The organism is Nonomuraea sp. NPDC049129 (assembly GCF_040648495.1).
In the GTDB taxonomy this organism is placed as follows: domain Bacteria; phylum Actinomycetota; class Actinomycetes; order Streptosporangiales; family Streptosporangiaceae; genus Nonomuraea.
The window spans coordinates 337,342-351,096 of record NZ_JBEZDU010000008.1 but is presented as its reverse complement, the minus strand read 5'-3'; the positions used below and the strand labels follow the sequence as shown (position 1 = coordinate 351,096).

Sequence of the window (13,755 nt, the reverse complement as noted above, 5' to 3'; positions counted from 1 at the left end):
CTCACGGAAGCTCGCGGAGCGTCGGCACGTTGTCTGAGACATGCAGATCGGCGAAGCCGCCAGCGCCAGCGGCGTGAGTGTGCGGTCGTTGCGGTACTACGAGGATGAAGGCTTGATCGTCCCTGGTCGGTGCAGTAACGGATACCGCGACTACTGCCAGTCGACCATCGACCGCGTCCACGCTATTCGCTCGCTGCTGGAGTCCGGGCTGCCCGTACGGCTGGTCAAGGCAGCCCTGCCCCACCTCACCGACGGACCGGAAGCTGACCCGGATCCGCTTTTCCTGCATGAGGTGGAGAGCTATCGTGATCGGCTCACCGCTCGCATCGCCGCTCTCACCGCCCAGCAGTCGGCACTCGACGCCTACCTGCGCGAGGCCCGCCGGTGACCATGGCTTGACCCTCACGCCAGTGTGAGGCTCCTACGTTTCGGCGTATGGAGACCAACCACCAGACGATGCGGGCACTGCTTCAGCGGTCGCACCGCGGGCCGAAGGATCTGATCCTCACCAGCGACCGTCGTCGCCCCACCCCGGGCCCGGGCGAGTACTTGATCCGAGTCGGCGCGGCCGGGGTCAACTTCGCCGACGTCATGCAGACCCGTGGAACCTACGGAGGAGGGCCTCAGGCGCCCTACGTCGCGGGATTCGAGGCCGCCGGTGAGATCGTGGGCGTCGGACCTGACGTCGAGGCCCCACTTCCGCTCGGTACCCACGTCATCGGAGCCGGCCCTGGCGCCTTCGCGCAGTACATGGCGCTGCCGGCCGCAGAGGTGCTGCCCGTCCCGTCCGGCTGGACGGACGCCGAAGCCCTCGGAATGGTGCTGAACTGGGCGACCGCTTTGGCGGCGCTGAGGCCGCTGGGTGAGATCAAGCCAGGTGACACGGTACTCATCCACGCGGCGGCAGGAGGAGTGGGGCAGGCCGCGGTGCGCCTCGCCCGCCACTACGGTGCGCGGGTGATCGCCACGGCCTCACCGGCCAAGCACGACGTCGTTCGAGCGCTCGACGCCGACGAGGTTCTGGACACTGCACGCCCCGACCTGGCCGAGGAGATCACCCGTTTGACCGGCGGAGTCGACCTGGTCCTTGAATCGGTAGGACAGGCCACGTTCAAGACCAGTCTGTCGGTCGCCAAACCCTTCATCGGGCGCGTCGTCGTGTTCGGCGCCGCTTCCGGCGACGCCAGTCTGACCACGCACGACCTGGTCTTCACCCACCACGCGCAGGTGAAGGGCTTGCACATCGGTGCGCTGGCGAGCGCCGCCCCATCGATCTACCGATCGCTGTTCACGGAGATCGGGGCGCTCATCGCCCACGGCGTGTACCCGCCCGGCACCCCCCAGGTCCACCCCCTGGGCGACGGGCCGGCGGTGCTTCAGGAACTCGAAGCAGGCCGGACCCGTGGCAAGCACGCCCTTGATCCTTGGCGCTAGGAACCGAACTGCTTCTTGACCGCCGCCACCCTGTCCGGCAGCACGCCCGGAGCGATCAGCACACACTCGTACCCGAGTGAGGCATAGGCGTCCTGATGGACCCGCTCGAACCGCAGCGACTCCTCGAACGTGATCAGCCGCGCGTCGGTCGGCGTGACGAATCCGAGGTTCTGTACGAAGAGCACCTTCTTCTCGTAGATCTGCTGCGCTTCGATGCGTTCCAGTTCGCGGGTCAGCGCCGGCGAGACGGAGTGGCCGAGATAAGTGGCCAGGGCGTAGGTGCAGACCGGCGATCGATCGTAGATCTGCACCTCGCCGGGGAGGGCCGCGGCCTGTTCCTGCCGTCGGCGCTGCAAGGTGACGATCGCCTCAACGAAGGACGGCTTCGTCCACGGCTCGGACTCGCCCTGGGCCTGCCGCAGGGCGATGACATCTGTCGCCGCCTCCTCGACGACGGTGTAGCCGTCGCACTCCAGCCAACGCAGGATGGCGGTCTTCCCGGCTCCAGGCGTGCCGGTCAGGATGTAGCGCTTCATGAATCACTTCCCGTACATCCCGGATCTGGGCATGGGATGGGTTGATCTGCGGGCTGTCCGTCAGGTCTGGACGGATCTCCAGGACTCCACAGTCGCTTCGGCGATGGCTTCGATGTGGCGTCCGTACGCCAGATGCCCATCGGACACGAAGCTGCCACCCTTGACGGGCAAGCCGCAGAACGTAGCGCGGAAGCGCCCGGGAGATCCGCCCTGCGGGAGCGGCGCGTACTCCTCGAGCGGCGCCATGTCGTAGCCCGACCGTACCCCATGCTTGTTCCGCGCCACCTGATGAGCCGCCACGCGAAGCAGCGCGTCGAGGCCCTTGTCCACGTACAACTGCAGCTGGCGGAACTGGCCGTCCAGGTACTTCTCATTGGCTCTGGAAGGATGCTGCAGGAGGTACGCGCACACCACGGGCGCGTGCCACCTGTACATCTGCGGATCGGCCTGCTCTTCAGCCAGGATCGCGTGGTAGTAGTCGACGCACACACCCAGCGGGCCGGCACTCGCACCGCAGTCGCACTGGCGCATGCTGGGGCTGTCTGTCACGGTCCGCACCATAGGCGGTCGGCAACGGCCTTGTCGACGACATTTCGGCCCGACAGCCCTCACTCCACCCAACGTCGAAACCCGCCCTCAGAATTGATCACCTGCCCGGTGATCCAGGCGGCATCGTCCGAGGCGAGCCAACGGACCACCTTGGCGACCTCATCTGGCCTGCCCCACCGGCCCGAAGGCAGGGAACGGCCGATGTGCCGGGCGAGCTCGGGACCGGCCCAGCCGGTGTCCACCGGCCCAGGGTTGACCGTGTTGACGGTGATGCCTCGATCAGCGAGCGCGTCGGAGAGGCTGGCCGTCATCTGATGGATCGCACCCTTGCTGATCGGCATCGTGTGCGGTCCACGACTGCGCCACCACCTTCGCCCCGGCGCTCAGCAGTTCACGGGCCAGGGCGAAGCCGATCCCGGCCCGGCGACTCACTCCGGTCACCACCGCTACCCTGCCCGCCAGAGGCCCCTGTGCGCTCATGTCGATTCCCATCTGGAAATCTTCGCAAATCAGGTCCTTTGCTGTCCTCGCCCACGAGAAGCCCAGGTCACACCGCTGACCTGGGCTTCCAGGGACCGGGCGGGCCAGGCTAGATCGGCTTGAGCGCCCAGAAGTGGTTGGCGTTGTTGCCGGCCAGGACCTGCTGGTCCAGGGCGGACGACGTACCGGTCGTCATGTTGAGCACGCGTTGGCTGTGGACGTTGACGAGGACGTACGTGCCGTCAGCCGCACGCCGTACAGTCCACATCTGCGTGTTGCTCGCAGTGCAGGTCGACTGGACGATCTGAGTTCCGGCCGCGTCGCTCGGCGTCTTCAGGTCCAGGCACAGGCCGCTGTTGACGTTGACGAGGCGGGCGGGGAAGGTGTCCGAGGCGGCCTTGCGCAACGTCCACTGCTGGCGCGTGGCGCCGGAGTGCGCCTTATGCGTGACCACCGCTCCGGAGGTCAGCGCGCCGTTGAGCACCTCGGCGTTCTCGCGGTTGCCGATGCCTGTCAGGTAGTACTTCGCGCCGTCCTGCGGGCCGGGATCCGTGATCCGGTTGAACTTCCACCGCTGGTTGGTCGCCCCGGTGTAGGGCCGCTGCTCCAGCGGGGCCGGGTACGCGCCCGTGACCGTCAGGGCCAGACCGGACAGCCAGTTGATGATCGCGTAGCTGCCGTCCGCCTGCGGCAGGTACGCCCACCGCATGCCGTCCTGGCCGTTGCAGCCGTACTGCAGGACCTGGGTTCCCGAGGTGGTGCCGCTGTAGGCGCTGTCCACGCACATCCGGCTGTTCGCGTTGATGAACTGCAGGCCGGTCTTGTAACCCATGATCCACTTTTGGCTCGTCCCGTTGGTCCGGGCGCGCTGACTGAGCCTGACCAGTCCGGTCGTGGAGCCGTCGATCGGCTCGATGGCCCCGCCGGTGGACACGCTGGTGATCGCGTACGTGAAGCCGACCGTGGGATGGCCTACGACGTCGGCGGCGGCGCCCTTGATGAGGAAGTCGCTGTCCGCGCTGTTCCAATGGGTGGCTAGATAGCTGTCCGCCTCCGGGCTGACGTTGAAGTAGTCGTCGCGGTTGCAGTCGGGAACCCGGTAGTCGTTCCACTCCACGCAGTCCCAGGACGGCGTACCGCCGTAGCACATGAGGTCGAACTGGTCCGTGCAGTGCCCGCTGTAGGAGTGCGGCGCGCTCGGCTGCACCGCGCCGAACGTGTGGCCCAGCTCGTGGGCGATCGCGTTGGCGCCGAAACAGTTGGGTATCGCGTCGACCCGCGCGTAGGTGGTGCGATTGTTGTAGTTGGCGGCGTCGGGACGATCGTCGTTGTACCGCCCGCCCCGCCCGCATTCGACGGTCGCCTCGGTGAGCATGAGGTACTTGCGGTCCGCCTTGTCGTATCCCAGCGCCTTCACCGCGGTGATGCCACTGTCGAAGGTGGCCAGCGAGTCGGCGGGCACCGTGACCTGGCGTACCGCGACCTGGCAACCCCCGGAGACCGCCTCCGTCACATAGCGGATGTGCCGGCTCTGGCCGCCCTCTGCGGCGGCGTCGTTGTACGCGTCGTCGGCGTTGGCGAGCCACGCCTGGAACATCGGCATGAGCTGGGTGAAACGGTCGGGCATGCTGGACTCGCGGACGTACAGGACCTCGACGCGCTTGCCGCTCTCCCCGTCGCCATCGCAGAGGACCTTGGCCGTCGCCGCCTCCGCCGCCGCGTCGGCCTGGTCCGCCGTGAGCCGGGCCCCGTTCGCCTGGGGGCCCGTCCGTAACCCGAGCCGCGCGCCGGGGAAGAGGTCCGATGGCGCGCCGCAGCTCAGCGGCTCGGACGACACCGCCCGTACCGGAACATGGATCGAGCGATTCCGCCGCCACGGGACGGGCATCGAGCCCGTTGGCGACGAGAACCCCCGCCGCGACATAGAGGACAAGGCGTTTGAGAAGCATTCGGCGACCCCCGGATCGTGAACATCGCTCACCTTGACGATGAGGAAGATCAACGTACTGGGCCCGACCGGAATAGCCAATCCAGGCGTAATACGCGCTTCCCCCAGGCCACGCGAGGGGCGGGGGGTGCGACCTCGGGGCCGGGGAAGCGTCCAGAGCTCTCAGTCAGAGGCTGCGGGCGGTGATGTCGCCGCTGGAGGTGGTGGCGTGGATGTCGAGCTCGGCGGTGCCGTCGTTCTTGAGGGTGTTGGCGATGCGGCCGTGGGTGGTGCCGGCGTCGAGGGAGGCCGAGACGCCGGCGGCGGCGCTGATCGAGATGTCGCCGGACTCGGTGCGGAGCACGACCTTGCCGCCGGTGGCCTCGGCGATCCGAATGTCGCCCCGTGCGGTGCTGATCTCCGCGGCGCCGCCCAGCCGGCCGACCTCGACGTCGCCGTCGGTCGCGGTGAGGCGCAGGCTTGCGGTCTCGTCCAGCTTGATCTGGTGGTAGGCGCCTTCGAAGGTGACGTCGCCGAGGCGGCCGACGGCCCGGAGTTCGGCGCTGCCCGACTTCGCCTCGACGCGGGAACCGGTGGGCAGCTGGATCGTCACCTCGATCGCTCCGGTGGGGCCGAGGTACTGGTTCTTCTGCGCGGTCTCGATCCGCAGGACGCCGTCGGCGTATTCGACCGTGGTCTGCTCGGCGGCCTTGACGTCGCGGCCCTTGGAGGCGTTGGCGGGCAGCACCTCGACAGTGGTGTCGGCCCGGTCGGCCGCGATGAACTGGACGCGCCCGGCGGGGATGTCCAGGACGGTGGTGATCGCGGCGGGGGTGTCGAACTTCTGCATCGTGTGCTCCTGTTGAATCTGAGTTCGGCGTGGCCCAGTTCGCAAGCGCTGGACCGTTCATGGGATGAGCATCGCCGACCGTGCTGATACCGGGCCGTCGCCGTCCTGACGCGACCACTGACACACCACCCGCACGCTCGGCGTTGAGCCCGAGGGCGTCCATGCGGGGTTCGGTGGCGGGGTGGTGGAAATTCGCGATGAGCCGCCACGGCGGGGTCGGGGCGGACCCTATTCTGATCTTGGTAAGGCTTCCTTCCGACAGCCAGGAGAGATCACATGCTCGGCCGTTTCGTGTCCAGCCTGGTGAGCGCACTGGTGCTCACCACCGCCACAGCCGCCGCCACCGCCGCCTCGGCCGTCGCGCCCCCGCCTCAGCCGACCCGGGGCCCGTTACCTGGCGTAACGGAACAGACGGGAGATGGCCAGTTCGGCAAGGGTCAGGCCGCGGTCGTCGCCGACCTGAACGGCCGCCCTGTCCAGCTCACGTCGTACACCACCGTCGACATGCAAAACCACGGGGGCCTGTTCGCGCTGTGGGCATGGCAGCCGGACCGGCGGCGGTTCATCAAGAGCGACTATGGGGATTTCGCGGTCTCCCCCGACGGTCGCTGGACGGTCGGGCGACTGGAGTCGCGGGAAGAGCCAGCCAAGAGCCGCCTGCGGATCCTCGACCGGACCACCGGCAAGAGCCGAGACGTCGCGATCCAGCTCACCGACTACACCCCCGCCGACACCGAGAACGGCGGCACCCAGTATCCCCAGATGCGCTGGCCCAGGTGGTCACCGGACGGCAAGAGGCTGCTGTTCACCGTCAGCTTGGCCCGCCAGGGCGACCGCTCGGCAGGAGTCCTGATCCTCGACGTGCCTGACCTCACGCCCCGCTTCGTCAAGATCTACAAGGCGCTGGTCACCGTCGGCGGTTTCGAGTGGAACAACGACGGCACCCGCTTCCTGGTCAGACACGGCAGGCTCGGCAGCACAACCGTCCGGCTGTACGACCTCCAGGGCAAGGCCACCAAGGAATACCAGGTACGAGGCCGGCCGGGCGGCGACGGACGCGGCGGCTTCTCCCCCTCCGGCAAGCGGTTCGTCACCGCCTGCCTGCCACTGGAGAAGGCTGCCTGCGTGTGGGACGCGGCAACCGGCAAGGCCGTGACGAGACTGCCCATCGCCTCCAGCGGGCGGGCCACCACCCTCGGCTGGTACGACGAGAAGCACCTGCTCATCACCACCAAGGCCGGCGTCGGGATCGTCGACTTGAAGGGCCGGGTGACGGAGACGCTGCTCAAGCTCGGCAAGAAGTCCGAGATCTTCCCGCACTTCAGCGCGCTGAAATGATCAGTCGGCATGCGGATGTGGTCCACAAGATCGGGCTGGCAATGCCTCTAACCGGCTCGTAGGGCAGCGACCGACTCGACGAGGCCTGCCGTCTCCAATGCATCGAGCACGTCGTCCACAGTTTCCGGCGGGTTGGTACGCGAGTCCGCGATCTGCTGCACGCAAGCCCACACGACTCTCCCGTCGTGGTCAATTTGGTCCAGCACGAAGTCATCGGGCGATTTGGCCTCAATGCCCCATGGGGCCAAGTCCTCTGCCGGAAAGTCCTTGAGGTTCGACGTCACGATGATCTGTGCCCCTGCCTTGATCGCCGCCGCCAGCACATGCCGGTCATCCGAGTCGGGAAGCTTCAGCCCCTCAATCAGCGGCTCATACCCCTCAATCAGGGAATCCCGGACAGCCGAGTTCATCAGGAGCCGGAGTTTGCCAAACTTCTCTTCCGAAATATCGGGACGGTTGGCAAGCAGGTTGCGTTGCATCTCGTCGAGAATCCCGTTGGTCCATTTGGCCTGCGTCCGCCCCACCATGGCAAGGCGGATGAGCAGGTCGCGCAGCGTGTTGCCGTACAGCACGTTCGCGTCGTAGACCACCACGAAGGCCATGTTCAGATGCCCAGCTCTTGCCCCAGTGCAGCAAGTTGATCAGCAGCCGTCCGGCGCTTGACGTCGTCACGGCGCTTGTACTCCTGGAGGTCCTCATAGGTGATACGCCGATGCTTACCGATCAACCGGAAGGGCATCTCACCCGCTTCCAGAAGCTTGATCAGATAGGGTCGCGAGACGTTCAGCATGTCCGCTGCTTGCTGCGTGGTTAGCTCGGCATGGGACGGTATGACCGTTACTCCGCGCCCTTCAGCCGCCTGAGCGAGGACGAAGGCGAGCAGGCTCACAGCCTCGCGAGGCAGGATCAACGGGTTCTCGCCACCATGCTCGCCGTCGACGCGAATGGTCGACTGCTCGGGATACCGCATGAGGTAATCCTTGATCCGCCGCACCGCGCGACTGGCGAGCTCGGCGTCGATGATCCCGGGCTGAACACGTTTGGCCTGGACGTCTGTCATGACAACACCTCCCTATCGCAGTATCCGCAATAAACGAAACAATCGCAAGCACCCCTACGAGACCCCCTTGGGTAGCGATACCGCGCTCGGGCTGGCCGCTTTCCACCTCGCGCGACCTCGGAGAGCGCGAAAGACCACCGTCGGACGACGGCGACGACCAAGCGCGCGTCAGGAGCCGGACCGGGCCGAGCCGCCTGATCGTTCTGCAGGCTGAGCGTTCAACTCGTTCCACTTGTGCAGCAGCTGGGGGACCTCGCTCCGGAGAAACGCGAAGAAGCGCCGAGTCTCGTCCATCCGGGCGCCCGCGGGCGTGTCCGTACCGAGCACCTCGGCTCCGTCGCGCGCGCCCTCCTCGAAACGACGGAAAACCTCGTCACTCGACGCCGCCGCCCTGTACCACGCCGCCTGGTCGACGCGGTAATGATCACGGCGCTCACCGGGGTCCCGCTCGCGGGTCACCATCCCGACCCGCATCAGATATTTCACCGCGCCCGAGACCGCCGACGGGCCGACGTGCAGTACGTCGGCGAGTTCGCCGGCGGTGCGCCGGCCGTCGTCGGCGATGAGCAGCGCCGCGAGCACGCGGGCCGCCATACGCGGGTAACCCGAGTCGGACATGATCACGGCGAACCGTTCGAGGAACCGCAGCGCGTCGGCCGTGCGCACGTCCCCGGTTCTCTTGGTCATGCCGGTCTCGTCGTCGGCTCTCTCGGTCATGCACACCCTCTGCGCGTCGGCTCTGATGGCCACAGGCTACAGACTAACTGATGTTTCACGAATTTCGTGAAATTCATGTAGTGTCCGAAGTATGGCAAACATGATCTCCGCGTCCGGTCTGGTCAAGACCTTCGGCCGGACCCGGGCACTCGACGGTCTGGACCTGACGGTCCGGGCCGGTGAGGTGCACGGATTCCTCGGGCCGAACGGGGCAGGTAAATCCACGACCATCCGGATCCTGCTCGGCCTACTGCGTCAGGACTCCGGGACCGCTCGGCTGCTGGACGGCGATCCGTGGCGAGACGCGACCGCCTTGCACCGGCGGCTGGCGTACGTACCCGGTGATGTGACCCTGTGGCCGACCCTGTCCGGTGGCGAGGCGATCGACCTGCTCGGCCGGATGCGCGGCCGGATCGACCCCCGGCGCCGGGCCGAACTGCTCGACCGCTTCGAACTGGATCCACGCAAGAAGGGGCGGGCCTACTCCAAGGGCAACCGGCAGAAGGTGGCCCTGGTCGCGGCGCTGTCCTCGGATGCCGACCTGCTCATCCTGGACGAGCCCACCTCCGGCCTCGACCCGCTGATGGAGGCGGTCTTCCAGGAGAGCATCCAGGAAGAGCGGCGCAAGGGCCGTACCGTGCTGCTGTCCAGCCACATCCTCGCCGAGGTCGAGGCCCTGTGCGACAGGGTGAGCATCATCCGGCACGGCCGCACGGTGGAAACGGGCACGCTCACCGAACTGCGCCACCTCACCCGCACCTCGATCACGGCCGAGCTCGCCGGGCCCATCCCCCAGCTCGCCGGATCAGCGGGCGTACACAGCTTGTGGACACAGGGCAACCGGCTGCGCTGCCAGGTCGACGGCGACGCGCTGGACGCGCTGCTGCGTGAGCTGGTGAAGGTAGGTGTGCGGAGCCTGGTCAGCCAGCCGCCGACGCTGGAGGAAATGTTCCTGCGCCACTACGAAGACGATCTGTCCGGCGCGGGCTCGAACGGAAAGCACGCGGTGGCACAGCGATGAACACTCTCACCGGCACCGGCGGACTGATCCGGCTCATCCTGCGGCGCGACCGGGTGCGGTTACCGGTCTGGTACGGGCTCGTGGCGCTGCTCGTGATCGGCGTGGCCGGCTCGGTGGCCGCCGCGTTTCCCACGGAGGAGGCGCGCCAGACGTTCCTCCACACGACCAACGGCGACCCGACACAGCTCATGATGATCGGCCCGATCTATGACTCGTCCGCCGCAGGGCTCGCCGCGTGGCGAGTACGGGGGCAGGCCGCCCTGCTGATCGCACTGGCGAGCCTGTTCCTGGTGATCCGCAGCACTCGCGGAGAGGAGGAAGCGGGCCGTAGCGAACTGCTGGGCTCGACCGTGGTCGGCAGGCACGCGGCACTGACGGCCGCGCTGACCGTGGCGTTCGCCGCCGGGCTGATCACCGCCCTTGTCGTGGCACTGGGGCTCATGGGCCAGGGGCTGCCTGCACAGGGCGCCCTGGTGATGGGGCTGTCGGTCGCCGCCGTCGGCTGGGTCTTCGCCGCGCTCGCGGGCCTGGCAGCCCAGCTGACCGAAAGCTCCCGTACCGCCGCCGGCCTCGCCGCCACCGCGATGGCCATCCTGTACGCGGTGCGCGCGGTCGCGGACCTCGAGCAGAGTTCCTGGGTGTCCTGGCTGTCGCCGTTCGGCTGGACCCAGCGCATGCGTCCCTTCGCCGGTGACCACTACTGGCCGCTGCTGCCGGTCATCGGTCTGACCCTGCTGCTGGTGGCCGGCGCGTACCGGATGTCCGCGCGCCGGGACCTGGGGGCCGGCATCCTCCCATCCCGGCTCGGCCCCGCCGAGGCGGCGCCGGGCCTGCGTACCTCGTTTGCCCTGGCCTGGCGGCTGCAGCGGGGCACGCTGCTGTCCTGGGCCGTCGCGTCCACCGCGTTCGGCGCCGGTTTGGGCGGCGTGGCGCGGAGCGCCGCCGAGCAACTGAACGCGAGCGAGGCTCTCAGGGGCCTGATCGAGCGGATGGGTGGCGGCGGCCGTCCCGCCGACGGCTTCTTCGCCTTCGTCATCTACCTGATGAGCCAGGTCATCACGGTCTACGCGATTCAGGCGACCCTGCGCTTGCGTGCGGAGGAGACCTCCGGCCATGCCGACGTCATCCTGACCGGCCCGATCGGCAGGCTGCGCTGGGCAGGCGGTCACCTGGCCGTCGTCGCGGCCGGGTCGGCGATCGTGCTCGCCGGGCTCGGCCTCGGGATGGGTCTGGTCTATGGGCTCTCCACGGGAGACGCGGGCGGCGAGATCGCCCGGCTGTTGGGGGCGAGCCTGACACGGCTTCCTTCGGTCCTGGTGCTGTCCGCCATTCCGGTGCTGGTGTACGGCCTGCTGCCGCGGCTCGCCGCGATCGTCGCCTATGTCGCGCTCGGGTTGTGTTTCGTGCTCGAGTTCGCGGTGGAACTGCTGCACGCCGACCCGTCGATCTTGACGGTGTCGCCGTTCGCGCAGACCCCCGGGCTTCCGGTTGCCGAATTCACCATGACGCCGCTGATCCTGCTGACCGTCGTCGCCACCTCGTTCACTGCCGTGGGGCTGGCCGCGCTCCGCCGACGTGACCTCGGATAGCGCGACCGGCGCGGACCTCAGAGCGTGCGAATGACCCCCTCAGCGATGGCCCGAAGTTTGTCCGGGTTAGCGATGTTATGGAGGGCGGTGATGCGCCCGTCAGCATCGAAATCAAAGGTGACAGTGGCGATGACGCGCCCCAGACCGCTGAACACCATGCCCGGCCCGCCGTTGATCTCGACCAGTTCGGCGTTCATGTCGCCGGGCTCGACACCCTGGTACGTGACCTTCCCGATGGCGCCGAACCAGGCGGCAACCGTCTCGGCGCCCACGACCGGAAGCAGGGCCTGCCGAACCTTGCCTCCCCCGTCGGTCCACAGAGTGACGTCCGGAGACAGCAGTTCCATGAGGGTGTTGATGTCGCCTCCGGTCGCGGCGGCGAGAAACCGCTCCGTGACATCGCGCTGCCGCGACCGGTCGGCGGCGAAGCGCGGCCGCCGGGCCCGTACGTGCTCGCGAGCGCGGTGCGCGGCCTGGCGTACCGCCGTCTCGGAACGCTCCACCGCCTGCGCGATCTCGGCATGACTGAAGTCGAAGACCTCCTTCAGTACGAACACCGCGCGCTCAAGCGGACTCAGGGTTTCCAGCACCACCAGCATCGCCGTCGACACCGACTCGGCGCTCGTGATGTCATCGGCGGTGTCGCCGCTGGTGAGGATGGGCTCGGGCAGCCACGGCCCCACATAGGTCTCGCGCTGGTACCGGGTCGAGCGCAGCCGTTGCAGGGTCAGATTCGACACGATCCGTGCCAGATAGGCCTTGGGGTCGGCCACCTGCGAACGGTCGTCGGCCGACCACTTGATCCAGGCATCCTGTACCGCGTCCTCGGCGTCGGCCACGGTGCCGAGGACACGATAGGCCACCGAGAACAGCAGATTGCGATGCTGGTTGAACACCTGCTGGTCGTGCTCCCCGTACGGGCTGGTCATCGCACACCTCGGACACGGGTGAAGCGGCCGCCACGGGGCCAGAACGCACCTGAGGCCGGCATCTTCTTCATACGGCCGTACGTCGGCCAGGGCGAAGCGGTCACCGCCTCCTTATACCGTGCCGCCGTGCGGCCGGTCAGATGCACCCGTCGAGGGCTGTCGTCGGGGTGGGTGAACTGGACGACCGCATCGTGCCGTCCCAGGCTCACCGGCGTGTGGTAGTAGCCGAAGCGGAACGGCTTGGTCCGCTTCCCGTCCAACGCACGGACGATCGACACCGCAGCGTGTACACCGGTCGGCATGCCGCCCTGGCAGGTGCCATGCATGACGCCGTAGCCCTGGCGAATCGCGGCCGCGTCGCCCACGGCGTACACATCCGGGTGCGACACCGACCGTAGCGTCGCGTCGGTGACAATACGGCCGCGCTCGTCGACGGTCAGATCGGCGGCGGCCGCCAGCGGCGACACCCGCGTACCGCTCGTCCACAGGACGACGTCGGCGGCGACGCTCTCCCCGCCCGCCAGTTCGACGGAGTCGGGCAGCACCTTCGCCACCTCGATCCCGCTACGCACCTGGACACCCAGGCGCGTGAGCGCGGACCGCAGATAGGCCTGCGGCTTGGGGCTCATGGCCGCGCCGGGCTCCTGCCGGCCCAGCAGCACGACGGTCAGCTCGGGGTGCCGCTCAGCGATCTCCGCGGCCGACTCGACACCGGTCAACCCGCTGCCGCCGACCACGACCGTACCGCGACCGAGCCGAGCCAGCCGCTCGGCCAGCACCTCGGCGTCGTGGGCGCTGTTGAGGGTGTACGCGTACTCCTCCACACCCGGCACCGTCACCGTGTCGGCCACGCTCCCCAGCCCGTACACCAGCGTGTCGTAGCGCAGCACGCGGTCGTCGTCGATCCGCACGACCTTGGCGTCTGCCTCGATCGCCGTCACCCAGCCGCGCACGAACCGCGCGCCCGTACCCTCCAGCAACTCCGGGATGTTCATCTCGGCGACCTGCTGCCCGGTCGCCGAGATGTGCAGCCGCAACCGCTCGGTGAACCGCTCCTGCGGATTCACCAGAGTCACCTGTACGTCTTCGCGCCCCTTGGTCCGAGCGGCCAGTTGGATCGCCGCGGCCATGCCCGCGTACCCCGCCCCCAGAATCAGAACGCGGTGCGGAGCTGCCATGCCGGTTTCGTATCGCGTGGTCATTTTTGTACCTTTCGCTTGGTAGACAACCACGGGATGCAAGCAGCCCGCCGATCCGTGACATGCGATCGGTGTGACACGCGCCACAGACGCTCACTTCGAAAGGCAACCCATCCGGTGCGCGCG

15 protein-coding genes are annotated in these 13,755 nt (G+C 67.9%); 5 read left to right on the top strand and 10 right to left on the bottom strand.

Going from position 1 to position 13,755, the window contains the following annotated elements:
- Positions 1–40: 40 nt before the first annotated feature.
- Together AB0B64_RS27260 and AB0B64_RS27255 are read left to right on the top strand one after the other, a co-directional pair.
- Positions 41–388 carry a MerR family transcriptional regulator gene (locus AB0B64_RS27260; protein WP_357954758.1) on the top strand — a complete coding sequence of 116 codons (348 nt, stop codon included), beginning with the start codon at positions 41–43 and terminating at the stop codon, positions 386–388.
- Positions 389–435: 47 nt separating this feature from the next.
- Positions 436–1,434, top strand: a complete 999-nt coding sequence (locus tag AB0B64_RS27255; protein ID WP_358180502.1) for an NADPH:quinone oxidoreductase family protein — start codon at positions 436–438, stop codon at positions 1,432–1,434.
- Here AB0B64_RS27255 and AB0B64_RS27250 read toward each other — a convergent pair.
- The 5 genes from AB0B64_RS27250 to AB0B64_RS27230 all read right to left on the bottom strand — a co-directional run bounded on the left by AB0B64_RS27250 (position 1,431) and on the right by AB0B64_RS27230 (position 5,776).
- Positions 1,431–1,970: an AAA family ATPase gene (locus tag AB0B64_RS27250; protein WP_357954753.1), complete on the bottom strand. Its 540-nt coding sequence runs from the start codon at positions 1,968–1,970 to the stop codon at positions 1,431–1,433. The two genes, AB0B64_RS27255 and AB0B64_RS27250, sit on opposite strands and share 4 nt — an antisense overlap.
- Before the next feature lie 60 nt (positions 1,971–2,030).
- Complete coding sequence (locus tag AB0B64_RS27245) at positions 2,031–2,519, bottom strand: DUF5946 family protein (RefSeq protein ID WP_358180499.1); 489 nt, start codon at positions 2,517–2,519, stop codon at positions 2,031–2,033.
- Between the two features lie 59 nt (positions 2,520–2,578).
- The gene (locus tag AB0B64_RS27240) at positions 2,579–2,860 is read right to left on the bottom strand and encodes an SDR family oxidoreductase (protein ID WP_357954749.1); all 282 of its coding nucleotides are present in this window, start codon (positions 2,858–2,860) and stop codon (positions 2,579–2,581) included.
- Between the two features lie 248 nt (positions 2,861–3,108).
- Positions 3,109–4,836: an RICIN domain-containing protein gene (locus AB0B64_RS27235; RefSeq protein ID WP_358180496.1), complete on the bottom strand. Its 1,728-nt coding sequence runs from the start codon at positions 4,834–4,836 to the stop codon at positions 3,109–3,111.
- Positions 4,837–5,113: 277 nt separating this feature from the next.
- Entirely contained in the window at positions 5,114–5,776 is a 663-nt protein-coding gene (locus AB0B64_RS27230) for a DUF4097 family beta strand repeat-containing protein (protein WP_358180493.1), read from the bottom strand.
- Positions 5,777–6,052: 276 nt separating this feature from the next.
- Between AB0B64_RS27230 and AB0B64_RS27225 the strand changes: the two genes are divergently transcribed.
- Positions 6,053–7,114 (top strand): hypothetical protein, encoded by a 1,062-nt coding sequence (locus tag AB0B64_RS27225; RefSeq protein WP_357954743.1) that lies wholly within the window; start codon positions 6,053–6,055, stop codon positions 7,112–7,114.
- A 47-nt stretch (positions 7,115–7,161) separates the two neighbouring features.
- On the opposite strand, the gene AB0B64_RS27220 is transcribed toward AB0B64_RS27225, so the two are convergent.
- The 3 genes from AB0B64_RS27220 to AB0B64_RS27210 all read right to left on the bottom strand — a co-directional run bounded on the left by AB0B64_RS27220 (position 7,162) and on the right by AB0B64_RS27210 (position 8,891).
- Positions 7,162–7,716 carry a PIN domain-containing protein gene (locus AB0B64_RS27220; RefSeq protein WP_358180490.1) on the bottom strand — a complete coding sequence of 185 codons (555 nt, stop codon included), beginning with the start codon at positions 7,714–7,716 and terminating at the stop codon, positions 7,162–7,164.
- A gap of 2 nt (positions 7,717–7,718) precedes the next feature.
- Positions 7,719–8,174: a helix-turn-helix domain-containing protein gene (locus AB0B64_RS27215; protein WP_357954739.1), complete on the bottom strand. Its 456-nt coding sequence runs from the start codon at positions 8,172–8,174 to the stop codon at positions 7,719–7,721.
- Between the two features lie 168 nt (positions 8,175–8,342).
- Positions 8,343–8,891: a MarR family transcriptional regulator gene (locus AB0B64_RS27210; RefSeq protein WP_357954737.1), complete on the bottom strand. Its 549-nt coding sequence runs from the start codon at positions 8,889–8,891 to the stop codon at positions 8,343–8,345.
- A 91-nt stretch (positions 8,892–8,982) separates the two neighbouring features.
- On the opposite strand from AB0B64_RS27210, the gene AB0B64_RS27205 reads away from it, so the two are divergent.
- Both AB0B64_RS27205 and AB0B64_RS27200 read left to right on the top strand, forming a co-directional pair.
- Positions 8,983–9,912, top strand: coding sequence for an ABC transporter ATP-binding protein (locus AB0B64_RS27205; protein WP_358180487.1), 930 nt, complete (start codon positions 8,983–8,985; stop codon positions 9,910–9,912).
- Positions 9,909–11,501, top strand: a complete 1,593-nt coding sequence (locus tag AB0B64_RS27200) for a hypothetical protein (protein WP_358180484.1) — start codon at positions 9,909–9,911, stop codon at positions 11,499–11,501. The genes AB0B64_RS27205 and AB0B64_RS27200 overlap by 4 nt, the downstream gene beginning before the upstream one ends.
- Positions 11,502–11,518: 17 nt before the next feature.
- On the opposite strand, the gene AB0B64_RS27195 is transcribed toward AB0B64_RS27200, so the two are convergent.
- Positions 11,519–12,430, bottom strand: coding sequence for an RNA polymerase sigma-70 factor (locus AB0B64_RS27195; protein WP_358180481.1), 912 nt, complete (start codon positions 12,428–12,430; stop codon positions 11,519–11,521).
- Complete coding sequence (locus AB0B64_RS27190) at positions 12,427–13,632, bottom strand: FAD-dependent oxidoreductase (RefSeq protein WP_358180478.1); 1,206 nt, start codon at positions 13,630–13,632, stop codon at positions 12,427–12,429. Before AB0B64_RS27190 ends, AB0B64_RS27195 begins: the two co-directional genes overlap by 4 nt.
- Positions 13,633–13,755 lie beyond the last annotated feature (123 nt).